Genomic DNA, 21699 nt, shown 5'->3' with positions numbered 1-21699 from the left:
TTTTCCTCCGAAGGTCAGACCATGATCGAGAGGGATGTTCATGTCGGTCGGTTCGGTTGGCGAGGAAACCCGCACGGAGCAGCAGGCGTCACCGCAGCAGAGTCTCGGTACCGCCGCCGCGCGGAACCTGGCGACCACCACCAAGTCGGTTCCGCAGATGCAGGAGATCACCTCCCGGTGGCTGCTGCGGATGCTTCCGTGGGTGCAGGTGCAGGGCGGTACCTACCGGGTCAACCGGCGGCTCAGCTACTCGGTGGGCGACGGGCGTGTGACGTTCGTCCAGACCGGGGCGCGGGTCGCCGTGATCCCCAACGAGCTGCGGGAGCTGCCCGCCCTGCGCTCGTACGAGGACGACACGGCGCTCGCCGAGCTCGCCGACCGGTGCGCGCAGCGGGAGTTCGCCGCCGGTGAGGTCATCGTCGAGGCGGGCACCGCGACCGACCGCGTGTTCCTCCTGGCGCACGGCCGGGTCGAGCAGGTCGGCACCGGCCCGTACGGCGACGAGGCGGTGCTCGGGGTCCTCGCCGACGGGGCGTACTTCGGCGACGCCTGCCTGGCCGACCGGGACGCCACCTGGGAGTGGACGGCCCGCGCCGCCACCGCCTGCACCGTGCTGGAGCTGACCCGGGCCGACGTGACGAACCTCGCGGACCGCGCCGAGTCGCTCGCGGAGCACCTGTCCGCGCTGGCGTCCCTGCCGCACCAGCGCACCAACGCGCACGGCGAGAAGGCCATCGACCTGTCGGCCGGCCATGTCGGCGAGGCCGTCGTCCCGCATACCTACGTCGACTACGAGGCCGCCCCGCGCGAGTACGAACTGAGCGTCGCGCAGACCGTGCTGAAGGTGCACAGCCGGGTCGCCGACCTCTACAACCAGCCGATGAACCAGACCGAGCAGCAGTTGCGGCTCACGGTCGAGGCGCTGCGCGAGCGCCAGGAGCACGAGCTCATCAACAACCGGGAGTTCGGCCTCCTCGCCAACTGCGACTACGGGCAGCGGCTCCAGCCGCACGACGGCGTGCCCAGCCCCGACGACATGGACGAGCTGCTCTCGCGCCGCCGGGGCAACAAGATGTTCCTCGCCCACCCGCGCGCCATCGCCGCGTTCGGCCGCGAGTGCAACAGGCGGGGCATCGTCCCCGGCTCGGTCGACGTCGGCGGCCACCAGATCCCCGCCTGGCGCGGGGTGCCGATCTTCCCGTGCAGCAAGATCCCGGTCACCGAGGCCCGCACGACCTCCATCCTCTGCATGCGCACCGGCGAGGACGAGCAGGGCGTCATCGGCCTCCACCAGACCGGCCTGCCGGACGAGATCGAGCCCAGCCTGTCGGTCCGCTTCATGGGCATCGACGAGCAGGCGATCATCTCCTACCTGGTCACCGCCTACTACTCGGCGGCGATCCTCGTCCCGGACGCCCTCGGCGTCCTGGAGAACGTGGAAGTCAGCCGCTGGCGCTGACGCCCCGGCAGGTGGCGGACGGCGGGGCGGGGGGCGGTCATTCCGGTGCGGCTCCTGCCGGTACCGCTCCTCGCGGTACGGCTCCCTCCGGGCCGCGCGGCGCCCCGCCGGCCGCCACCCGCCCGAGGCGCTCCGCCGTACGTCACCCAGGGAAGCGATGTGACCACCACCACCCGCACCACGACGGCCGGCGGCCCGGGGGCCTCGGTGCTCCTCGACCGCACCCGGACCGTCGTCACACCCCAGCTGCGCTCCACCGTGGAGACCCTGCCCGGCACCATACGCCGGGTCGCCATGTACCACTTCGGCTGGGAGCACCCCGACGGCACGCCCGCCACCGGGCAGCCGGGCAAGGCGATCCGGCCCGCGCTCGTGCTCGCCGCGGCGCGGGCCCTCGGTGGCGACCCGCGCACCGCCGTCCGCGCGGCGGCGGCGGTCGAGCTCGCCCACAACTTCACCCTGCTCCACGACGACATCGTCGACGAGGACCCCACGCGCCGCAGCCGGCCCACCGCCTGGACGGTCTTCGGCATCCCGGACGCCCTGATGGCCGGCGACGCCATGCTCGCCCTCGCGGTGCGCCTGCTGGCCGAGGACGGCCACCCGGCGTCGGCCGCCGCCGTGGCCCGGCTGTCCGCCTGCGTGATCGAGCTGTGCGCGGGCCAGCAGGCGGACTGCGCCCTGGAGGGACGGCCGCCCCGGGAGGTGTCGCTGGACGAGTGCCTCGCGATGGCGACCGCCAAGACCGGGGCGCTGCTGGGCTGTTCCTGCGCGCTGGGCGCGCTGTACGCGGGAGCCGGTGAGGCCGAGGTCGCGGCGCTGGACGCGTTCGGCAGGGAGGCGGGGCTGGCGTTCCAGCTCATCGACGACCTGATCGGCATCTGGGGCGATCCGCGCCGTACCGGCAAGCCCGCCGGGGCCGACCTGGTCGCCCACAAGAAGTCGCTGCCGGTGGTCGCCGCGCTCGGCTCGGGCACGGACGCCGGTGAGGAGCTGGCGAAGCTGTACGAACAGCCCCTGCTGGACGGTGACGCCGTGCGGCGCGCGGCGGACGCGGTCGAGCGGGCCGGGGCGCGCGACTGGGCGCAGGCGGAGGCGGCGGACCGGATGGCGCGGGCGGTGCAGCAGCTCTCCCGGGCGGTCCCTGACCTGGCGGCGGCCGGGGACTTGCTCGCGCTGGCGGAGTTCGTGACGCGGCGTACGACGTAACCCTGGGGCGCGGAGGGGCGCGGCGGGGCCGACCGGGCGGGCGCTCCGGCTCATCCCCGCCCGCCCACCGGCCCCGGCCTCAGCCCTCGGGGACGATCCGGTCCACCACGGTCTCCACGATCCGGTCCAGCTCCGCCTCGGGGAGCACTCCGGGCAGGGTGACGTGCTCCAGCAGTACGCCGGTCATGGCGAGGTACAGCACCAGCACGGTGTCCGTGTCGCCCGGCAGGCCCGCCTCCAGGTGGAAGCGGACGTTCTCGTCCAGCTGCTCGCGCACCGCGCGGGTCAGCCGGTCCCGGAGCGCGGGTCGCCGGGTGGCTTCGAGGCGCAGTTCCAGCATGGCGAGATACCCGGTGCGCTCCGCCTCGATGCGCTGCACCAGCCACACCATCAGCGAGCGGACCAGCTCACGGCTGGGTGCGGGGCGCATCGCCGCGTCCACCGACTCGGGTGCCGGGACCATCCGCGCGGTGATGCGCGAGCCGGACTGGGTGAGCAGGTCGTCGCGGTTGGCGAAGTAGTTGGACGCGGTGCCCGCCGGGACGCCGGCCCGGGCGTCCACGGCCCGGAAGGTCAGCCCCCGGGCCCCCTCGCTCGCCAGGACGTCGATCGCGGCGTCCAGCAGCGTCGTTCTGCGTTCCGGATTCCTCGCCATCCGGCGGCCTCCTCGATAAGGGCTTGCACAACCACTACACCTGGAGCACTATAGCTGTCCTGGTTGGCGGGCGTCAGTAGAGGCGCCCACCGCACCCACGACACACCGACTTCCGGGGGAAACGCATGCGCAAGCTCACCTACTTCGTCGCCTGTTCGCTCGACGGTTTCATCGGCGACCCGGCCGGCGACGCCAACTCCTTCATGTCGCTGGTGTCCGGCGACTTCCTGGAGTTCCTCACCACCGAGTACCCGGACACGATCTCGCAGGAGGGCCGCAGGATCCTGGGCATCGCCGACGCGCCGAACAAGCGGTTCGACGCGGTCGTCCAGGGGCGCGGCAGCTACCAGCTCGGACTGGACGCCGGCATGCCGAGCCCGTACGGCCACCTGCGCGAGTTCGTCGCCTCCCGCAGCATCGAGAAGTCCCCGCACCCCAACGTGGAGATCATCGCCGAGGACCTCGTCGGCCGGATCCGCGCACTCAAGGCCGAGGACAGCGCGTACGACATCTGGCTGTGCGGCGGCTCGGAGATCGCGGGACAGCTGGCCGACGAGGTCGACGAGCTGGTGATCAAGACGTACCCGCAGGTCTACGGCTCCGGCATGCCGATGTTCGGCTCCGGTTTCGCGATCCACGACTACGGCCTCGACGCCGTCCGCGCCTTCGACAACGGCGTGGTCGTGCGCTGGTACAGCCGGAAGCGCTGACACGGGCCGCGGGCCGGCCGCCACCCGTCGCGCCCGGGCCGGGTCCGCTCCACGGTGACCTGCCGCACGTCGGAGGCGGTCCTACCGCTACAGTCCGCGCCATGTCATCGGAGTCGACGGAAGTCTGGACCGGCTGGTACCGGGACCGCCGCGGTGCGGAAGCGATCGTGATCACGGCGGACGGGCGGCGGATCGCCACCCGCGTCAGGGGCGTGGAGTACGCGGGCGCCCGCCTGGACGCGCTGCGCGCGGCCGAGGAGAACGGCGGCCTGCCGCCGGCCGGGTGCGTCATGGAGTGGGACCTGCCGCTGCCGGTCCACACCGACGACGGCACCCAACAGGCCACGCTCAGTTGCCTGTTGGCGCTGGGTGAAGCCCTGTCCGACGGCTCACCCGACCGAGTGGATCTTCAGCTCACCCTGCACTGGTGCGGTGCGGCGTACGAGTCGGGCCTGGCCGGCGGCGACTTCGGCCAGGCCCTCGACCGCATCCGGCGCCAGCTCCCGCCCGGCAGCCGGCTGGGCCGCACGGTGCTGGAGGGGGCCGGGGCGACCACCGCCTGACGGCCCGGGGGGCCGGACGCGGCTCACGTCCGGCCCCCCGGCCCCCCGTCCCGTACGGTCGTACGGTCTCGTACGGTCGTCGTCCTCCCGGCTAGGAGACCTTGGCCGTGGCCGCCGCCAGGCCGTAGCGCCACAGCGCGTCCACCCGGGCGCGCTCCTGCGCGTTCGGCTGGGCGTTCTGGCAGGACGGGCCGGGGCCGCCGCCCGACATCAGCTCGCTGCACGGCCCGGAGTAGCGGTCGGGCAGTCCGAGCACATGGCCGGTCTCGTGGGCGGTGACCCGGGTGGAGTTGTACGTCTGGTTCTGCCGGTAGTCCAGGAAGATGTAGCCCCGGCCGTGACCGTCGGTGCTGGCGTACGAGCCCCGCGAGTCATTGCCCTCGTAGTACCGGAAGTCCGGGTTGCTGCCCTCCTGGAGCTTCACATTGCTGACCGAGCTGTTCCAGATCTGGGTGGAGCGGGCTATCTGGGTGCGGAAGCTCGGCGCGCTCGCGGCCGAGTAGACGACCGTGACGGCCTGCGCGCCGGGGTTGGCCGCGCGCTTCTCGGCGACCGACTCCATGACGGCCTCGAAGAAGGCCCGGTTGGCCTGGGCGTTCTCGGCGGAACCGGCGTACGCCGAGTAGGCGGCGGGTGCCGGCGCGGGCGCGGCGGCCGGGGCGGCGACGGCGCTGGTGGCCGGCACGGCGGCGAGGGCGGCGGCGATGCCCAGGGCGGCGGCCAGCACGGACTTGGGGTGTCTCATGGGGGGCTCCTCGTGATCCGGAACGGCTGGGTGGGCCGTTCGGTTGGGGAGAGTGTGGGGGAGCCGGCCACCGGTACGGATGATGCCAAGGGGCGATAGAACCGGTGCATCACGTTACTCAACTCCCCTGCCGTCTCTGGTGGTACGACGGTCAACCGTCCTACTCTCGGCTCATGGAGCTGGAGGTGAGACACCTGCGGGCGCTGTGCGCCATCGCCGACACGGGCAGCCTCCACAAGGCCGCCCGTCAGCTCGGCGTCAGCCAGCCGTCCCTGACGACCCAGCTGCGGCGGATCGAACACGCCCTGGGCGCCGAGCTGTTCGCCCGGGAACGGACCGGCTGCCGGCCCACCCCGCTGGGGCACGCCGTCCTCAGCCGCGCCCGCCCGCTGGTCGCCCAGATGGCCGTGCTCGTCACCGAGACCCGGGCCGCCGCCGCCCGCGCCGACGGTGCCCGGCTGCGCCTCGGCTCCACCGCCAGCCGCGCGCTCGCCGGCTGGCTGCGCCGGCTGCGGGACCGGCTGCCCGGCACCGACATCACGCTCCACATGGACGTCTCGGCGGGCGCCCTGCTGCGGGCACTGGCCGCCGGGCAGCTCGACGTGGCGTTCGTGCACGAGGTGGAGGGCTGCCCCCTGCGCGTGCCCGAGGGGCTGGAGCGGCGCGTGCTGGTGGAGCGGGAGCCGCAGTTCATCTCCATGGCGCGGGACCACCCGGCGGCCGGCGCGCCCGTGGTGGAGCTCGCCGACCTGGCGCGGGACCGCTGGATCGTCGACCCCAACGTGGACGGCGAGTGGGACGGGCTGCGCCGGATGCTCGGGGCGGCCGGGATCGACCCGCCGGTCCTGCACGGCGACTACCACACCGCCGCCTCGCTCATCGTGGCCGGCGAGGTGGTGGCGCCGTGCCAGCCGACGTCCGGCCCGCGGGACGACATGGCCATCCGGCCGTTACGGGGCGACCCGCTGGCGGTGCGGCTGCTGCTCTACAGCCGCCCCGGGACGGGCGCCGACGCGGCGTACACGGAAGCGGCGTACACCGACCTCGCCGCCGCGTACCGCGAGGCGGCGCTGCGCACCACGGCGTACCGGCAGTGGCTGCTGCGCCACGGCAGCCCGCTGGCCGCCCGCGCGGCCTGACCCCGCCGCCCCCGCTGCCCCCGGCGCCCTTCGCTACCCCTTGAGCGCGTCCAGCGTGTCCCGGGTGTCCGCCTCCAGCATCGCCCTGACCTCCTGCGGGGCCGGGGGCGTCACCTTCTCCTCGGGGCTACCGCCGTACCAGTTCCAGCTCATCTCGAAGGTGAACCAGCCGTCCCGCACCGCCAGCGTCATGCCCGCGAGCGTCGTTCCGCCCAGCGCGCCCTTGTCCCCGCCGCGGCGCTCGGTGACCAGGTACGCCTCGTCGCCGAACCCGTCGACCTTCTCCGTCTCGTAGGTGTAGTTCTTGTCCGACCGGTCCTCGTTGGAGAGCTGGAGCGAGGCGAACTCGCCCGCCGGGTCGGTGGTCTTGTGCCACTCGGCTCGTGTGGTGACGTAGAGGCTGAGGTACGAGTCCTCACCGGCCCTGGGGTCCTCCAGGTCGGTGTTGCAGTAGCTCTGGTCGATGGCCTTCTGCTGCGAGGCGAAGCCGTTGTCCGCGCCGGCGTCCTCCTTCACCACGCGGTACCGCTTGCCGAAGGCGTCCAGCGAGGTCTTCTCGCACAGCGCCTCCTGGTACCGGTGCCCCCCGAACTCGGCCCGGGCGCCGCCGAGCGTGCCGGTGGCGAACAGCGCCCCCGCCCACACCGCGGACGCCACCACGACGCCCCCGAGCCCCCACACCCACCCGGGCACGCCCCTGCGCCCCCCGCCGCCGCCCCCCGCGACGGGCGGCTGCTGCACCGGCGGCGGAGGCACCGGCTGGGCGTACGGATTGGGCTGCTGGGGCGGTATGTACGGGGAGGGACTCTGCTGATACGGACCGGGTGTCGACATACCGGCAATCTACCGCCGCCCGCGCGCCCAACTCCCCGCAGGCCAGGGCCCACGCGCGAGTGCGGCCACACGAAGAACCGCACCCGGTCCCCCGGGGCCGCAGTGATCGGCGGCCCGGGGGCGGGTGCGGTCCGGGTGGGGGCGCCGGCCGTGGTGTGCGGGTCAGGCCCCCTGGCGGGGCGTCACGCCTTCTTGGTCTCCCAGAAGATCTTGTCGACCTGCGCGATGTAGTCCAGCGCCTTCTGGCCCGTCGCCGGGTCCTTCGAGCCCTTCGCGGCCGACAGCGACTTCAGCGTGTCGTTGATGAGCTGGTGCAGCTCCGGGTACTTCTCGAAGTGCGGCGGCTTGAAGTAGTCGCTCCACAGGACGGAGACGTGGTGCTTGGCGAGCTCCGCGCGCTCCTCCTTGATCGTGGTCGCACGGGCCTGGAAGTGGGCGTCGTCGTTGGCCGCCATCTTCTCCTGGATGGCCTTGACCGACTCGGCCTCGATACGGGCCTGGGCCGGGTCGTAGACACCGCAGGGGAGGTCGCAGTGCGCGCTGACCTTCACCTTCGGGGCAAACAGGCGGGAGAGCATTGAGCCGTCCTTCCTCGTGATCGTCTTCTCAGGTGGGACATTACTCCCTGACGGACGGCTTTTCGCGGGTGCCCCCGTGGGCTTAGGACAAAAGTCCGGGGTGACCATGGGGCTCGTGGAGGAAGGTCCGGCACGGGACGGTGAGGGCCCAGCGAGGGGCCGGGAGGTGTGGGCCGGATGACGGAGCAGGGGCCGCTCGGGCACGAGCGCGGGCCGCGGGTGCCGTTCGGGATCGCCGAGGTGACGGGCCCGTCGATGGTGCCCACGCTGCACCACGGGGACCAGCTGCTGGTGCACTACGGCGCGCCGCTGCGGCCGGGGGACGTCGCCGTGCTGCGCCATCCGCTGCAGCAGGACCTGCTGATCGTGAAGCGGCTGGTCGAGCTGCGGGACGGCGGCTGGTGGGTGCTCGGCGACAACCGGTCCGCCGAGGCCGTGGACAGCCGCGCCTTCGGGCCCGTACCGCCCGACATGGTCCTGGGACGGGTGCGGGCGCGGTACCGGGGGATACGGCCCGGGCGTCAGCGGTCGGTCGGGGTGGTGCTCTCCTGGCTGGTGTCGGCGGTGCGGCCGGTGCTCGCGGACCGCTCGCTCTCCAGGCGCTTCCGGGCCCGGTAGGCGGCGACGTTCGCCCGGGTCGCGCAGCGGTCGGAGCAGTAGCGGCGGGAGCGGTTGGTGGAGGTGTCGAGGTAGGCGTTGCGGCAGGGGGCGGCCTGGCACAGCCCGAGCCGGTCGGCGCCGAACGAGGTGAGGTGGAAGGCGAGGCCCATCGCCGCGATCGCGGCGTACCCGGCGGTGGCGTTGGACGGGTGGTCGGCGAGGTGCATGTGCCAGCGCGGCCGGCCCTCGTCGTCCAGGAAGTCATGGCCGGAGATCTGCGGGCTGACGGGGAACTCCAGCAGCAGCGAGTTGAGCAGGTCCACGGCCCCGGTGTGGTCGCCCGCGTCGGCCGCCGTGAAGACGGCGCGCAGCCGCGCCCGTACCGCGCGGAAGCGGGTGACGTCCGCGTCGGCGGCCCGGCGCGCCATCTGGGACGCCTCGCCGAAGAGGTCGCGCACCGCCTCCACCGAGGTCAGCGTGTCCTTGTTGCGTGCCGGCTCCTCGGTGTTCACCAGACGTACGGCGTAATCCGAGTAAGAGGCCAGTTCCACTTGTAGTCCTTACGGCGACGGTCTAGGGTCAGAGCACTGACTGGTAAGAGACGAGTCTCATACGAGGGTATTACGGAGGGCTGGGTCGTGGGGACGGAGACGACGAGCACGGGCACCGACTGGCGGGCCTGGCAGGAGAGCTGGGACCGGCAGCAGGAGTGGTACATGCCCGACCGCGAGGAGCGGTTCCGGGTGATGCTCGACATGGTCGAGGCGTTCACCGGGCCCGCGCCGAGGGTCCTCGACCTCGCGTGCGGTACGGGAAGTATCACGAAGCGGCTCTTCGACCGGTTCCCGGACGCCGTCAGCACCGGGGTCGACCTCGACCCCGCGCTCCTCGCCATCGCCGAGGGGTACTTCGCCGGCGACCGGCGGGTGACCTTCGTCCGGGCCGACCTCACCGACCCGCACTGGACGAGCGCGCTGCCGTACGACACGTACGACGCCGTGCTCACCGCCACCGCCCTGCACTGGCTGCACACCGAACCGCTGGCCACGCTGTACGGGCAGCTCGGCGGGCTCGTCCGGGAGGGCGGCGTCCTGATGAACGCCGACCACATGCCCGACCCGGCCACGCCCCGGATCAACGCCGCCGAGCGCGCCCACCGGCACGCCGTGATGGACCGCGCCAGGGCCGCCGGCGCCCTCGACTGGGCCGCCTGGTTGGAGCTGGCCGCCCAGGACCCGGTGCTGGCCGCGCCGACCGCCGAGCGGTTCGCCATCTACGGCGAGCACGCGGACGGCGACACCCCGCCGCCCGAGTGGCACGCGAGCACCCTGCGCGCGGCGGGCTTCGCCGAGGCGAGGACGGTGTGGTCGTCGCCGTCGGACGCGCTGGTGCTGGCGGTGAAGTAGCCGCGTACGAAGGAAGGGGCGGTACGGGGAATCCCGTACCGCCCCTTCCGCGCGTTCTACAGCACCTTGGACAGGAACGCCTTCGTCCGGTCCTGCTGCGGGTTGGTCAGGACGTCACGCGGGTGGCCCGACTCGACCACCACACCGCCGTCCATGAACACCAGCGAGTCGCCGACCCCACGGGCGAAGCCCATCTCGTGCGTGACCACGACCATGGTCATGCCCGACTCGGCCAGGTCCCGCATCACGTCCAGCACGTCGCCCACCAGCTCCGGGTCGAGCGCCGACGTCGGCTCGTCGAAGAGCATCAGCTTCGGCTCCATCGCCAGCGCGCGGGCGATCGCCACGCGCTGCTGCTGGCCGCCGGAGAGCTGGGAGGGGTAGTTGCCGGACTTGTCGCCCAGCCCCACCCGGTCCAGCAGCTTCAGCGCCCGCTCGCGGGCCACCGCCCTGGACTCGCCCTTGACCTGGACCGGGGCCTCCATGACGTTCTCGACGGCCGTCATGTGCGGGAACAGGTTGAAGCGCTGGAAGACCATGCCGATGTCACGGCGCTTGAGCGCGACCTCGCTGTCCTTCAGCTCGTAGAGCTTGTCGCCCTTCTGGCGGTAGCCCACCAGCTCGCCGTCGACGTACAGCCGTCCGGCGTTGACCTTCTCCAGGTGGTTGATGCACCGCAGGAAGGTCGACTTGCCGGAACCGGAGGGACCGATGAGGCAGAACACCTCGCCGGGCGCCACCTCCAGGTCGATCCCCTTGAGGATGTGGGCCGCGCCGTAGGACTTGTGGACGCCCTCGGCCTTCACCATGGCGGTCGTCATCGCGCCACCTCCGGGCGTCGCAGGGTCGACAGATTGGCCTTGACCTTCTGCCATGGGGTCTGGGGGAGGTCGCGCAGCGAGCCTCGGGCGTAGCGGCGCTCCAGGTAGTACTGGCCGACGCTGAAGATGCTGGTCAGCGTCAGGTACCAGAAGGAGGCCACGAAGAGCATCTCCATCACCGCGTACGTGCGGCCGGAGATGATCTGCGCGCTGCGGAGCAGGTCGGGGTACGAGACCACGGCCACCAGCGACGAGGTCTTCAGCAGGTTGATGAACTCGTTGCCCGTCGGCGGGATGATCACCCGCATCGCCTGCGGGAGCACGACCCGGCGCATGGTCTGCGTCTGGGTCATGCCCAGCGCGTGCGCGGCCTCGGTCTGGCCCTGGTCGACCGACTGGATGCCGGCGCGGACGATCTCCGCCATGTAGGCGCCCTCGTTGAGGCCCAGTCCGAGCAGCGCCACGACCAGCGGGGTCATGACGTCCGTCATCTCGTCCTTGTAGATGAACGGGATCTCGAAGATCGGGAAGATCAGCGACAGGCTGTACCAGAGCAGCAGCTGGACGTAGACCGGGGTGCCCCGGAAGAACCAGATGAACAGCCAGGAGACACCGCCGGTCACCGGGTTCTTCGACATCCGCATCACGGCGAGCACGACACCGAGCACCAGGCCGATGACCATCGAGATCACGCTGATCATCAGCGTCCGGCCCGCGCCCGCGAGGATGTTGCCGTCGGTGATGTAGTCGCCGACCGTCGCCCAGCGGACGTTGCCGCCCGCGAAGGCGGAGACCAGCCAGACCAGGACCGCGAGGACGAGCGCGCCGCTGAGGTAGCGCCCGTAGTGCCGGACGGGTATCGCCCGGATCGGCTCGGCGGCGCCGCCGCCCTCCTTGGCGACGCGGGGCGTGCCGCCGCTGCCGCCGGCGTCCCCGGCGTCCGCCTTCTTGGTGAGGGTGGCCGCGGGGGCGGCGCCGGCGGGCTCGGCCGCCTTGGCCGTGGCGGCTCCGGCTCCGGTGCCGCCGTCGGCGGTCTTGGCCGTGGCGGGCACGGCGTCCTGCGGGCCCGCCTGCGCCGGTACGGCCGCCGGCACAGCGTCCTGCGGGTCCGTCTGCGCCGGTACGGTCGCCGGCTCGGCGTCCTGCGGAGCGGTGACCGCCTCGACGGCCTCGGCCGCGGCGGCGGCCGTGGCGGTGGCGTCGGTGGCCTCGGCCGCCTTGGCCTCGGCCGCCTTGGTGGTGGCCGTCTTCCGTCCGGCCGGGGCCTTCTTGGCGGTGGCCGCCGTGCCGGACGCCGCCTTGCGCGGGGTGGCGGCGGTCTTCTTGGCGGCCGCCGTCTTGCGGGGGGTGGCCGCCTTCTTGGCCGCCGCCTTCCTCGGGGTCGAGGACTTCTTCGCGGCCGGCTTGCCGTTGCCGCTGCCGGCCCCCGCGGGGGTGCCGGTGCCGGACTCCCCGGACGGTGAGCCGGAGGATTCCGGGGTGTGCTTCTCAGTCACGATGACTGCCTTTCACAGAGCGGGTGGATCACTTGCCGCCGTTGATGACGGCCTTGTCGATCGCGCTCTGCGAGGCGCCCCACTTGTCCAGGATCTTCTGGTACGTACCGTCGGCGATGATCGCGTCCATCGCCTCCTTGACGGCGTCGCGCAGCTGCGTGTTGCCCTTGTCCACGGCGATGCCGAAGGGGCCCGCGTCGACCGGCTCGCCGGCGACCTCGAACGCCTTGCCCGCGTCCGCGGTCTTGGCCACGTGCACGGCGACCGGGTAGTCGTTCAGGTCGGCGTCCGCACCACCCGACTTCACCCGCACCTGCGCCTCGGCGTCGGTGTCCGGGGTCTCGATGGCGATCTTGGCCTTGCCGTCCTTCTCGCACTTCGCGGACTGCGCCTTGGCGGCGTCCGCGTACGTCGTGCCGAGCTGGACCGCGACCTTCTTGCCGCACAGGTCGTCGAGGGTCTTGATGCCCTTCGGGTTGCCCTTCTTGACCAGGATCGCGGTGCCGGACTGGAAGTAGTCGACGAAGTCGACGCCCTTGCCGGTCTTCTTGCCCTCGTCCAGGCCCTGCTGGCGGTCCTTGTTGTCGGTCATGCCGGACATCACGAGGTCGACGCGGCCCGAGTAGAGCGAACCGACCAGGCCGTCGAACTTGCCGTTCTCGAACTGGAACGTCACACCCAGCTTCTTGCCGAGCGCCTCACCGATCTCCGGGTCTATGCCGACGATCTTGTTGCCGTCCATGGACTCCATGGGGGCGTAGGCGGCGTCCGTGCCGACCTTGACGACACCGGACTTCTGGTACTTCTCCGGCAGCTTCGCGAAGAGCGGGGCCTTGCTGCCCTGGGAGACGGCGCCCGAGTCCTTGGCCTTGCCGGCCTCGGTCTGGTCACCGCAGGCGGTCAGCAGCATGGAGCCGGCGACCGCGATCGCGGCGACCGCGGCTGTCCGGGACGTCCGGAGCGTCCGCGCGGCGGTCGTACAGCGGGTGGTGCTTGCGGTCATGGTCGGGTTCCTCCGGCGGGTGAGGGAGTTGCCAAGCGGTCGCGCACGCACCATCGGGTGTCGCGACTGCGTGTGATTAGCGGCATCTTGCCATTCGGACTAGCCCGAATAGGGGGCCTCGCATGTCAAAATCGGATAACGGGAGACCCCCGAACCCCAACAGGCCGGTACATCAGGGCCGGACCTCTTGCGGGGTTGCCTTCTGACCGCCGGAAAATCTCCGGTTGATCTCGTCATTCGGACGCGATTGCGGCCGCGAAACGGACCGCGTGCTGACTTGTCCCGAAATTCCGCGATGAGTCGTGTGACCGGACCCACGCCCCGGCGGGGGTCGAGGCTCATATGAGATACCGACTCGTCGTCGGAGCGGTCCGTCCGGTAAGAAGGATCCTTACACCCCTCATCCGGGGCTCAGGGCGCGTGTGCGGCGCGCCCGACGCGTGCGTACCTCCCCTGCACGGGCGGGCCAACCACCCGGCGCAGGCACGGACGCGGTGCCCGCCCACCCCTCCTCAACCAGGAGTGGCCACCCTCGAACGAAATGACTTAAGGGGTCAACAAATGGCAGCGGAGATCGTCAATCCTCGCAGCGACAGTGAGAACGGCACCGACGGTGCCGACGAGCCCTTCGATCCGGCGTTCGCGCTGCATCGGGGCGGCAAGATGGCCGTCCAGGCGACGGTTCCCATCCGGGACAAGGACGACCTGTCCCTCGCGTACACCCCCGGCGTCGCCAAGGTGTGCAGCGCCATCGCCGAGCAGCCCGAGCTCGTGCACGACTACACCTGGAAGTCCCAGGTCGTCGCCGTCGTGACGGACGGTACGGCCGTGCTGGGACTCGGTGACATCGGCCCGGAGGCGTCCCTCCCGGTCATGGAGGGGAAGGCGATCCTCTTCAAGCAGTTCGGCGGCGTGGACGCGGTGCCGATCGCGCTCGCCACTACCGACACCGACGAGATCGTCGACACCGTCGTCCGCCTCGCCCCCTCCTTCGGCGGCGTGAACCTGGAGGACATCTCGGCCCCCCGGTGCTTCGAGATCGAGCGCAAGCTCCAGGAGCGGCTGGACATCCCGGTCTTCCACGACGACCAGCACGGCACCGCCGTGGTCACCCTGGCCGCCCTGCGCAACGCCGCCAAGCTCACCGGCCGCGGCCTCGGCGACCTGCGCGCCGTGATCTCCGGCGCGGGTGCCGCCGGTGTGGCCATCGCCAAGTTCCTGCTGGAGGCCGGCCTCGGCGACGTGGCGGTCGCGGACCGCAAGGGCATCGTCAGCCGCGACCGCGAGGACCTCACCCCGGTCAAGCGCGAGCTGGCCGAGCTGACCAACCGCGCGGGCCTCTCCGGCTCCCTGGAGAGCGCGCTGGCCGGCGCGGACGTCTTTATCGGCGTCTCCGGCGGTACGGTGCCGGAGCCGGCGGTCGCGTCGATGGCGCCGAACGCCTTCGTCTTCGCGATGGCCAACCCCAACCCGGAGGTCCACCCCGACGTCGCGCACAAGTACGCGTCGGTCGTGGCCACCGGCCGGTCGGACTACCCGAACCAGATCAACAACGTGCTCGCGTTCCCCGGCATCTTCGCCGGTGCCCTCCAGGTCCGGGCGTCCCGGATCACCGAGGGCATGAAGATCGCCGCCGCCAACGCGCTCGCGGACGTCGTCGGCGACCAGCTCGCCGCCGACTACGTGATCCCCTCGCCGTTCGACGAGCGGGTCGCCCCGGCGGTCACCGCCGCCGTGGCCGCCGCCGCGCGCGCCGAGGGCGTCGCCCGCCGCTGACCCGGGCGCCCGCCGCCGCCGGCCCGGCCGGCGGCCGGCGGCCCCGGTGCGGTCGGGCCGTCCGGTGCCGGTGCGGTCGGTGCCGGTACGGCCGGTCAAGGCTCCGCCGAGGGCCCCGTCCCGCCTCCCCCGCCCGGGGAGCGGGACGGGGCCCTTGGACTTTCCCCCCGGGGCCTTGGACCGCCCGCCGGATGTTCGCCGCCGCTCTTCCGGAGGTTCACACGGGCCTGCTGTGATGCACCGCGCCGAGCCGCGTCCACCGCGCGGCAGCCGCCCACAGCCACAGGAGGCGCGTGTGAACCTGGTCGTCAACGGAGACGCCGAGAGCGGTCCCGGAGGTACCGCCGAGCCCGTCGGGACCGTCACCGGCTGGCGGGTCGTGCAGGGCGCGCCCGCCCTCGTCGCGTACACCCTCGGCGGGGGCTACCCCACCACCTCCGACCCCGGCCCCGCACGGCGCGGGAGCCGCTTCTTCTCCGGCGGGAACGCGCCGCGCACCGCCCTCCTCCAGGACGTCGCCCTGCCCTCCGGCGGGGCCACCGGCCACGCGGCCGTCGACGCGGGCCGGGTGCGGTACGCGCTGAGCGCCTGGCTCGGCGGCTACGCGACGCAGGACGACGGCGCCCGGCTGTCGGTGGAGTTCCGCGACGGACGCGGGACCCCCGTCGCCCTCAGCGTGCTCGGGCCGGTGACGGCGGCGGAGCGCAAGGGGCGTACGGGGCTGCTGGAGCGCACCGCCGGGGCACTCGTACCGCCCGGCGCCCGCACCGCGCGCCTGCTGCTCGTCCTCACCCGTACCGGCACCGGCACGTCGAACGACGGCTACGCGGACGGCATCTCGCTCACGCTCACGGGGGTACCGCAGTGACGCTCGACCGACGCAACCTGCTCAAGGCCGCCGGCGCCGCCGGGGCGCTCAACGTGGTGTGGCCGCTCAGCGCGGGGCTCTCCCCGGCCCGCGCCCGCGAGGCCGCCGAGGCGCTGGGCGCCGCGTACGACCCGGCCCCCTTCACGCTCGGCGTGGCCTCCGGCGACCCGCAGCCCACGAGCGTGGTGCTGTGGACGCGCCTCGCCCCCGAGCCCCTCGCGGCCGAGCAGGCGCTGCCCGAGGTCGTCGAGGTCGGCTGGGTGGTCGCCGAGGACCAGGCGCTGAGCCGGGTCGTGGCCCGGGGCACGGCGCCCGCCTCCGCGACGCTCGGGCACAGCGTCCACGTACCCGTCGGCGGGCTGAGCGCAGGGCGCCCCTACTGGTACGCCTTCACCGCCCTGGGGAAAACCAGCCGCACCGGCCGGACGAGGACCGCCCCGGCCGGCAGCGTGCCGCGCGTCCGCTTCGCCGCCGCCAACTGCCAGGCGTTCCACGACGGCTTCTACGCCGCCCACCGGGGCATCGCCCGCGAGAACGTCGACTTCGTCGTCCACCTCGGCGACTACATCTACGAGCACGGCCCGGTCGGCGGCGACCACGTCCGCGACCACGAGGGGCCCGCGGTGCTCACCCTCGCCGACTACCGCCGCCGCCACGCCCTCTACAAGGGCGACGCCTCCCTGCGCGAGGCCCACGCCGCCCACCCCTGGTTCCTCACCTGGGACGACCACGAGGTCGCCAACGACTACAGCGGTACGGGCGGCGGGGCGCCGTTCCTGCAGCGGCGGGCCGCGGCGTACCAGGCGTGGTACGAGAACATGCCGCACCGCGACGGCGGCGAGTCCGCGCTGCCGGACCCCGTCATCCACCGCACCCGCCGCTGGGGCGACCTGCTGGAGCTGACCGTCCTCGACCTGCGCTCGTACCGCTCGGCGCAGAACCTCGCCCACGGGACCATCCTGGGCGCGGAGCAGAAGTCCTGGCTGCGGACCGGCATCGACCGGGCGCCCGACTCCTGGCACGTGTGGGCCAACTCGATCATGCTGAGCCAGCTCCGGGCCCGGCCGGGCGGCCCGTACATGTTCACCGACCAGTGGGACGGCTTCCTCGCCGAGCGCAAGGAGGTGCTGGGGCACGTCCACGCCGCCGGGCTGGAGGACCTCGTGGTCATCACCGGCGACTGGCACTCGGCGTTCGTCGACGACGTCCGGGTGGACTTCGACGACACCTCCTCGCCGCTGGTCGGTACGGAGTTCACGGCCCACTCGGTGACCTCGGGCGCGTACTCCGCCGACTGGAACGCGGCCAACGGCCCCGTCATGGGCCGGGCGAACCCGCACCTGAAGTACTTCGAGGGCAACCGGTACGGCTACGACGTCTACGAGGTCACCCCGGAGCGGTTCAGCGCCCACATGCGGGTGATCGCCGACCGCCGCGACCCGGTCTCGCCGGTCACCACCCTGACCACGTTCCACGTGGACCGGGGGAAGGCCGGGTCGTACGAGGACCCGGCCACCAGGAACAGCCCCGCCCAGTGGCGCCGGGACTGACACCCCGCCGGTGCCCGTCGTCCCGGTGCGCGGTACGCCCGCGCACCGGGACGCGCACCAGGATTGTCACGCCCGCCCCTTGATGGACCGTCAGCTCCTCTGATGGGCTCCTCCGGCACCGCACACCACCCGCCGAGCCGGAGGTCCCCATGCGTGCCCTCGCCCCCGCCCTCGCTCTCGTCCTCGCCGCGCTCACGGCCGCCCCGCCCGCGGCCGGGGCGGCGCCCGCGCCCCCGGTGCCCGCGCCCGCCGGGTCCGCCGCCGCGGCGCCCGGCATCCCCCGCCTCACCGACGACCGCGGCCGGGTCCTCACCCTGCGCGGCTGGAACGTGGAGGACAAGACCCACCGCGGCGACGCGGCGCTCTCCGCCATCACCGAGCGGCACTTCCGCGACCTGCGCGCCCAGGGCTTCAACTTCGCCCGGCTGCTGGTCTTCTGGGACGACCTGGAGCCGGTGCGCGGCCGGTACAGCGAGGCGTACCTCCGCAAGATCGAACGGATCCTCGACTGGGCCGCGCGGCACCGCGTCCGGGTGCTGATCGACGCCCACCAGGACGTCTTCGGGCCCGCCTTCGGCCACCGGGGCATCCCCGCGTGGGCCACCCGGACCGACGGGCTGCCCTTCACCCCGCACCCGGACGACTGGTTCGCCGAGTACTTCGAGCCCGCCGTGCAGCGCGCTTTCACCCACCTGTACGAGGACGAGGACCTCCGCCGCGCCCAGGCCCGCATGTGGCGGGTGCTCGCCGCCCGGCTGGGGGACCACCCGGCGGTGTTCGGCTACGACCTCGTCAACGAGCCCATGGGGGAGCTGCGCCCGGGCGAGGACCTGCCCGCGGCCGCCCGGCGGATCGAGCGCGAGCACCTCACCCCGATGTACAACCGGCTCGCGGACGCGGTGCGTTCGGTCGACGACGACAGCTGGCTCTTCGTCGAGCCGACCCCGATCGTGGGGGAGGGTGTCCCGACCGGCCTGGGCCGGATCGAGGACCCGAAGGTCGTCTACGCCCCGCACTTCTACAACACGGCCATGGAGGCCGGCGCGGACTACGACCCGTCGGCGGGCTGGATCGAGGCGTACGAGGCGGCGGTGACGGTCTACCCGGCGCGGTACCGGGTGCCGGTCGTGGTGGGGGAGTGGGGCCCGCTGAACAACTCCCTCCCTCACATGGGCCGCTTCTACCGCGAGGCGCTCGCCTCGCTGAACCGCTACAGCTCCGGCTGGGCCGGCTATGTGTGGTGCTACGGCGGCGGCTACTGCGCGGTGGACGCCACCGGCGCCTGGCGCACCAACAAGGAGCAGACGGCCGCCCCGTACGCGGAGGCGGTCGCGGGGCGGGTGGTCGAGCAGAGCCCGTACCGGCTCGTGTACGTCGCCGGGCGCGGCGGGACGACCGACATCGCCCTCCCGCGCGTCCCCGGCGGCTGGCGCGTCACGCTCGAAGGCCGTGCCCGGCTGCTCCCGGGCACGCCCGGCCGGGCCAGGGTCGTCGCGGTGCCGGGCGCCCGGGTCACGGTGACGGTGGCCCGGGCTGTCAACCTCCGTTGACATCGGACGCCTGTCAACGTAAGTTGACACCATGACCGAAGCGACCGATCTCGCCGCGCGCGCCGGCGACCGCGACCCCCGGGTGGGGCTGCGGGCCGTCGCCGCGCTGCGCCGGCTGCTGGAGCAGCTGGAAGCCGTACAAGTCCGCAGCGCCCGGGCCCAGGGCTGGTCCTGGCAGGAGATCGCCGCCGAGCTGGGTGTCAGCCGGCAGGCCGTGCACAAGAAGTACGGGAGGCATTGATGTTCGAGCGGTTCACCACCGGGGCCCGGGACGTGGTCAAGGGGGCGGTCGGCCACGCCGAGCGGGCGGACGCCGGCTCCGTCACCGAGGAGCACCTCCTGCTCGCCCTGCTGGACCTGGAGGGCACCCCCTCGGCGGCGGCCCTCGCCGCGCTGGGGGTCACCGCCCGGCGCGCCTCCGTGGAGGCGGCCCTCGCGGACGCCCGGCGGCGCGGCGGCATGACCCGGGCGGACGCGGACGCGCTGGCGGACCTGGGCATCGACGTGACGGAGGTCGTCTCCCGGGTCGAGGCCGTGCACGGGGCGGGCGCCCTCGCGGGCGACCGGAGGGCGAAGCGGTGGTGGTCGGGCCACCGCCCCTTCACCCGGCCGGCGAAGGACGTGCTGGAGCGGTCGCTCCGGGTCGCCCTCGGGCGCGGCGACCGCCACATCGGCGACCAGCACCTCCTGCTCGCCCTGGCGGCCCGCCCCGGCGTGGTCGCGGACGTCCTGGCCGACCACGGGGCGACGTACACGGCCCTGGAGCGCGCGCTCCCGGGCGGCACCGGTACGGGCGGGGCGGCGGCGGCCGGCTGACGCACCCCGGGCCCCGCCCCGTACCGCCCCGGTTCAGCTCCCGGTTCAGTCCCGGGGGCCCCGGAGCAGGGCCGTGATGCGGGCCGCCGCGGTGGCGAGGTGGTCCCGGGCCTCCCCGAGCTGGGCGCCGGTGACGCCGTGGTCGCGGGCCGCGTCGCGCACATCGTCCCGGAACCGGTCCAGCAGGCGCTCCAGGTCGCGGGCCGGGTCCGTGGACGTCCCCTCGGCGGTGGCCCACTCGGGGGCCTCCGCCGGCCCGGGCTTCACGAACGGCGGCCGGGGCGCCGACGGCGCCGTACCGTTCCCGGCGGCCCCACCGCCGCCCACGCCGCCGCCGAACAGGCCGCCCAGCCCGCCCAGTCCGCCGAGCCGGCCGGCGAGGTCGGACAGGCCGTCGGCCCCCAGCACCTGCGCCTGGACCTGCTGCATCAGCCGCTGCACCTCCAGCCGCGCCTTCTCCTGGGCCTCCTTGGCCTGCCGGCGCGCCGCCCGGGCGTCCTCGCGGGCGCGCCGGGACTCGTCCCTGGCCCGGCGCGCCTGGTCCTTCCATTCGTCCTTGGCCCGCCGCCAGGCGGCCCAGTCCTCGTCCTCCGGCGGCGTCCGGCGGGACTCGCCCGCCGCCGCCCGCATCTCGCTGCGCAGGTTACCGGCCGCGCCGCGGACGTCGTCGCGGATCTCGGCGGCCAGCTCGGAGACCGAGTCGCGGATCTCCAGCTCCAGGTCGGCCAGTTCACCGCTGCGGTCGGCCAGTTCGGCGCGCCCGGCGTCGGTGATCGAGTACACCTTCCGCCCGCCCTCGGTGGCGTGGGTGACCAGGCCCTCGGCCTCCAGCTTGGCCAGGCGGGGGTAGACGGTGCCGGCCGAGGGCGCGTACAGGCCCTGGAAGCGCTCCTCCAGGAGGCGGATCACCTCGTAGCCGTGGCGCGGCGCCTCGTCGAGGAGCTTCAGCAGGTACAGGCGGAGGCGGCCGTGCGCGAAGACGGGGGGCATGTCAGAGCACCTTTCCGGTGGGGGCTTCCGCCGGCCTGCGGAGCAGCGCGATGGAGCCGGAGACGGTCGCGGCCCGCAGGGTGCCCCTGCCGTCGCCGAGCGTCCCCGTGATCTTCTTGGCGCCCCACTGTCCGCTCACCCGCAGGCCGTCGAAGGCGCTGGAGACGGCGCCGCCCATGGTGTTGGCCTCGACCTGGGCGTGCGCGGGGTGCGGCAGCCGGACGGCGACCTCGCCCGACACGGTGGTGAGCCGGACGTCGGCCGGCTCCCCGGCGGGGTCGAGGTCGAGGAGCATGTCGCCGCTGACCGTCTCGGCCCGCACCGAGGTGCCGGTCCCGTCGACCACCGTGAGGTCGCCCGAGACGGAGGTGAAGCGCAGCGGGCCGGTGACGGCCTGGGCCTCCACGTTCCCGGAGACCGTCTCGGCGCGGACCTCGCCGGACAGGCCGACGAGCGTGGTGTCGCCGGTGACGCCGCGCACCTCCGTACGCCCCCGGACGCCCGACACGACGGCCCCGGCGCCCACCACGCCGACCTCCACCCGCGCGCCGGCCGGGACGACGAGCGACACGACCGCGCTGCGGCGCCGGCCCTTGGCGTCGAGCCAGTCGAGGAAGCCCTGCCAGGGCAGGTCCTCGTACCCGACGGTGAGGTCGGAGCCCTGCCGGGTGACCACCAGCGGCGGGCCCTCCACCTCGGTGATCTCCAGACGGGCGGGGCCGGGGTCGTCGGTGCCCACGACGTTCACGGTGCCGCCGACGAGGCGGACGTGGACGGCCGTGAGGGGGTCGTCGTCGAAGGTCAGCTTCGTCGGCTCGGTGACGGACCACTCGGGCATGGGGCCTCCCTGGGACATGGCGCGACACGCAACATATCGCGTCTCCATGAGAGACACGATATATCGCGGCTACCTCGCGTCAAGCAGGGCGTC

The 21699-nt window shown here is 73.3% G+C and carries 23 protein-coding genes; 13 read left to right on the top strand and 10 right to left on the bottom strand.

Features of this window, described 5'->3' with window-relative positions; translation table 11 throughout:
* Positions 1-40: 40 nt before the first annotated feature.
* Both ACF08D_RS12645 and ACF08D_RS12640 read left to right on the top strand, forming a co-directional pair.
* Complete coding sequence (locus ACF08D_RS12645; protein ID WP_392222599.1) at positions 41-1459, top strand: family 2B encapsulin nanocompartment shell protein; 1419 nt, start codon at positions 41-43, stop codon at positions 1457-1459.
* A gap of 159 nt (positions 1460-1618) precedes the next feature.
* On the top strand, positions 1619-2668 hold the full coding sequence (locus tag ACF08D_RS12640; protein ID WP_392222598.1) for a family 2 encapsulin nanocompartment cargo protein polyprenyl transferase: 1050 nt from the start codon (positions 1619-1621) through the stop codon (positions 2666-2668).
* Positions 2669-2747: 79 nt separating this feature from the next.
* Here the strand turns inward: ACF08D_RS12640 and ACF08D_RS12635 are convergent, their stop codons facing one another.
* Positions 2748-3323, bottom strand: coding sequence for a TetR/AcrR family transcriptional regulator (locus ACF08D_RS12635; protein ID WP_392222597.1), 576 nt, complete (start codon positions 3321-3323; stop codon positions 2748-2750).
* Positions 3324-3448: 125 nt separating this feature from the next.
* Here ACF08D_RS12635 and ACF08D_RS12630 point away from each other — a divergent pair, with 125 nt between their 5' ends.
* Both ACF08D_RS12630 and ACF08D_RS12625 read left to right on the top strand, forming a co-directional pair.
* Positions 3449-4033, top strand: coding sequence for a dihydrofolate reductase family protein (locus tag ACF08D_RS12630; RefSeq protein WP_392222596.1), 585 nt, complete (start codon positions 3449-3451; stop codon positions 4031-4033).
* A gap of 101 nt (positions 4034-4134) precedes the next feature.
* Positions 4135-4596 (top strand): DUF6304 family protein, encoded by a 462-nt coding sequence (locus ACF08D_RS12625; RefSeq protein WP_392222595.1) that lies wholly within the window; start codon positions 4135-4137, stop codon positions 4594-4596.
* A 91-nt stretch (positions 4597-4687) separates the two neighbouring features.
* Here the strand turns inward: ACF08D_RS12625 and snpA are convergent, their stop codons facing one another.
* On the bottom strand, positions 4688-5341 hold the full coding sequence (gene snpA, locus ACF08D_RS12620) for a snapalysin (protein WP_392222594.1): 654 nt from the start codon (positions 5339-5341) through the stop codon (positions 4688-4690).
* A 173-nt stretch (positions 5342-5514) separates the two neighbouring features.
* On the opposite strand from snpA, the gene ACF08D_RS12615 reads away from it, so the two are divergent.
* A complete protein-coding gene (locus tag ACF08D_RS12615; protein ID WP_392222593.1) occupies positions 5515-6480 on the top strand; it encodes a LysR family transcriptional regulator in 966 nt (321 codons plus the stop codon).
* Positions 6481-6513: 33 nt separating this feature from the next.
* Here ACF08D_RS12615 and ACF08D_RS12610 read toward each other — a convergent pair whose 3' ends face one another.
* Entirely contained in the window at positions 6514-7314 is an 801-nt protein-coding gene (locus tag ACF08D_RS12610) for a hypothetical protein (RefSeq protein ID WP_392222592.1), read from the bottom strand.
* Between the two features lie 182 nt (positions 7315-7496).
* Positions 7497-7892, bottom strand: a complete 396-nt coding sequence (gene sodN / locus ACF08D_RS12605) for a superoxide dismutase, Ni (protein ID WP_392222591.1) — start codon at positions 7890-7892, stop codon at positions 7497-7499.
* 177 nt (positions 7893-8069) lie between these two features.
* Here sodN and sodX point away from each other — a divergent pair, with 177 nt between their 5' ends.
* A complete protein-coding gene (sodX, locus tag ACF08D_RS12600) occupies positions 8070-8510 on the top strand; it encodes a nickel-type superoxide dismutase maturation protease (RefSeq protein WP_392222590.1) in 441 nt (146 codons plus the stop codon).
* Here sodX and ACF08D_RS12595 read toward each other — a convergent pair.
* Positions 8414-9043 (bottom strand): CGNR zinc finger domain-containing protein, encoded by a 630-nt coding sequence (locus ACF08D_RS12595; RefSeq protein ID WP_392222589.1) that lies wholly within the window; start codon positions 9041-9043, stop codon positions 8414-8416. The genes sodX and ACF08D_RS12595 overlap by 97 nt on opposite strands.
* Before the next feature lie 87 nt (positions 9044-9130).
* Between ACF08D_RS12595 and ACF08D_RS12590 the strand changes: the two genes are divergently transcribed.
* Positions 9131-9898: a class I SAM-dependent methyltransferase gene (locus tag ACF08D_RS12590; protein WP_392222588.1), complete on the top strand. Its 768-nt coding sequence runs from the start codon at positions 9131-9133 to the stop codon at positions 9896-9898.
* Between the two features lie 56 nt (positions 9899-9954).
* Here ACF08D_RS12590 and ACF08D_RS12585 read toward each other — a convergent pair whose 3' ends face one another.
* The 3 genes from ACF08D_RS12585 to ACF08D_RS12575 form a co-directional block, all read right to left on the bottom strand.
* Positions 9955-10719 carry an amino acid ABC transporter ATP-binding protein gene (locus tag ACF08D_RS12585; protein ID WP_392222587.1) on the bottom strand — a complete coding sequence of 255 codons (765 nt, stop codon included), beginning with the start codon at positions 10717-10719 and terminating at the stop codon, positions 9955-9957.
* Positions 10716-11588 carry an amino acid ABC transporter permease gene (locus ACF08D_RS12580; protein ID WP_392223178.1) on the bottom strand — a complete coding sequence of 291 codons (873 nt, stop codon included), beginning with the start codon at positions 11586-11588 and terminating at the stop codon, positions 10716-10718. Before ACF08D_RS12580 ends, ACF08D_RS12585 begins: the two co-directional genes overlap by 4 nt.
* A 655-nt stretch (positions 11589-12243) precedes the next feature.
* On the bottom strand, positions 12244-13218 hold the full coding sequence (locus ACF08D_RS12575) for an ABC transporter substrate-binding protein (RefSeq protein ID WP_392222586.1): 975 nt from the start codon (positions 13216-13218) through the stop codon (positions 12244-12246).
* Between the two features lie 561 nt (positions 13219-13779).
* Between ACF08D_RS12575 and ACF08D_RS12570 the strand changes: the two genes are divergently transcribed.
* The 6 genes from ACF08D_RS12570 (at position 13780) to ACF08D_RS12545 (ending at position 19778) form a co-directional block, all read left to right on the top strand.
* The gene (locus ACF08D_RS12570) at positions 13780-14994 is read left to right on the top strand and encodes an NADP-dependent malic enzyme (protein WP_392222585.1); all 1215 of its coding nucleotides are present in this window, start codon (positions 13780-13782) and stop codon (positions 14992-14994) included.
* Between the two features lie 295 nt (positions 14995-15289).
* Positions 15290-15862 (top strand): phosphoesterase, encoded by a 573-nt coding sequence (locus ACF08D_RS12565; protein ID WP_392222584.1) that lies wholly within the window; start codon positions 15290-15292, stop codon positions 15860-15862.
* A complete protein-coding gene (locus tag ACF08D_RS12560; RefSeq protein WP_392222583.1) occupies positions 15859-17412 on the top strand; it encodes an alkaline phosphatase D family protein in 1554 nt (517 codons plus the stop codon). Before ACF08D_RS12565 ends, ACF08D_RS12560 begins: the two co-directional genes overlap by 4 nt.
* A 149-nt stretch (positions 17413-17561) precedes the next feature.
* A complete protein-coding gene (locus ACF08D_RS12555) occupies positions 17562-18962 on the top strand; it encodes a glycoside hydrolase family 5 protein (RefSeq protein WP_392222582.1) in 1401 nt (466 codons plus the stop codon).
* A 31-nt stretch (positions 18963-18993) separates the two neighbouring features.
* Entirely contained in the window at positions 18994-19203 is a 210-nt protein-coding gene (locus ACF08D_RS12550; RefSeq protein ID WP_056794174.1) for a helix-turn-helix domain-containing protein, read from the top strand.
* Positions 19203-19778: a Clp protease N-terminal domain-containing protein gene (locus ACF08D_RS12545; RefSeq protein ID WP_392222581.1), complete on the top strand. Its 576-nt coding sequence runs from the start codon at positions 19203-19205 to the stop codon at positions 19776-19778. The genes ACF08D_RS12550 and ACF08D_RS12545 overlap by 1 nt, the downstream gene beginning before the upstream one ends.
* 45 nt (positions 19779-19823) lie before the next feature.
* Here ACF08D_RS12545 and ACF08D_RS12540 read toward each other — a convergent pair whose 3' ends face one another.
* Positions 19824-20768 (bottom strand): PadR family transcriptional regulator, encoded by a 945-nt coding sequence (locus ACF08D_RS12540; protein WP_392222580.1) that lies wholly within the window; start codon positions 20766-20768, stop codon positions 19824-19826.
* A 1-nt stretch (position 20769) separates the two neighbouring features.
* Positions 20770-21606 (bottom strand): DUF4097 domain-containing protein, encoded by an 837-nt coding sequence (locus ACF08D_RS12535; RefSeq protein WP_392222579.1) that lies wholly within the window; start codon positions 21604-21606, stop codon positions 20770-20772.
* Positions 21607-21699: the final 93 nt, after the last annotated feature.

This window comes from Streptomyces sp. NPDC015131, assembly GCF_043079975.1.
GTDB lineage: Bacteria > Actinomycetota > Actinomycetes > Streptomycetales > Streptomycetaceae > Streptomyces.
The sequence above is the reverse complement of the archived record's forward strand: the minus strand, read 5'-3'. Positions and strand labels throughout refer to the sequence as shown.

Coding starts and splice junctions, on each gene's coding strand:
- ACF08D_RS12645 (WP_392222599.1), top strand. CDS start 41: ATGTCGGTCGGTTCGGTTGGCGAGGAAACCCGCACGGAGCAGCAGGCG.
- ACF08D_RS12635 (WP_392222597.1), bottom strand. CDS start 3,323: ATGGCGAGGAATCCGGAACGCAGAACGACGCTGCTGGACGCCGCGATC.
- ACF08D_RS12630 (WP_392222596.1), top strand. CDS start 3,449: ATGCGCAAGCTCACCTACTTCGTCGCCTGTTCGCTCGACGGTTTCATC.
- ACF08D_RS12625 (WP_392222595.1), top strand. CDS start 4,135: ATGTCATCGGAGTCGACGGAAGTCTGGACCGGCTGGTACCGGGACCGC.
- snpA (WP_392222594.1), bottom strand. CDS start 5,341: ATGAGACACCCCAAGTCCGTGCTGGCCGCCGCCCTGGGCATCGCCGCC.
- ACF08D_RS12615 (WP_392222593.1), top strand. CDS start 5,515: ATGGAGCTGGAGGTGAGACACCTGCGGGCGCTGTGCGCCATCGCCGAC.
- ACF08D_RS12610 (WP_392222592.1), bottom strand. CDS start 7,314: ATGTCGACACCCGGTCCGTATCAGCAGAGTCCCTCCCCGTACATACCG.
- sodN (WP_392222591.1), bottom strand. CDS start 7,892: ATGCTCTCCCGCCTGTTTGCCCCGAAGGTGAAGGTCAGCGCGCACTGC.
- sodX (WP_392222590.1), top strand. CDS start 8,070: ATGACGGAGCAGGGGCCGCTCGGGCACGAGCGCGGGCCGCGGGTGCCG.
- ACF08D_RS12585 (WP_392222587.1), bottom strand. CDS start 10,719: ATGACGACCGCCATGGTGAAGGCCGAGGGCGTCCACAAGTCCTACGGC.
- ACF08D_RS12575 (WP_392222586.1), bottom strand. CDS start 13,218: ATGACCGCAAGCACCACCCGCTGTACGACCGCCGCGCGGACGCTCCGG.
- ACF08D_RS12570 (WP_392222585.1), top strand. CDS start 13,780: ATGGCAGCGGAGATCGTCAATCCTCGCAGCGACAGTGAGAACGGCACC.
- ACF08D_RS12555 (WP_392222582.1), top strand. CDS start 17,562: ATGCGTGCCCTCGCCCCCGCCCTCGCTCTCGTCCTCGCCGCGCTCACG.
- ACF08D_RS12550 (WP_056794174.1), top strand. CDS start 18,994: ATGACCGAAGCGACCGATCTCGCCGCGCGCGCCGGCGACCGCGACCCC.
- ACF08D_RS12545 (WP_392222581.1), top strand. CDS start 19,203: ATGTTCGAGCGGTTCACCACCGGGGCCCGGGACGTGGTCAAGGGGGCG.
- ACF08D_RS12540 (WP_392222580.1), bottom strand. CDS start 20,768: ATGCCCCCCGTCTTCGCGCACGGCCGCCTCCGCCTGTACCTGCTGAAG.
- ACF08D_RS12535 (WP_392222579.1), bottom strand. CDS start 21,606: ATGCCCGAGTGGTCCGTCACCGAGCCGACGAAGCTGACCTTCGACGAC.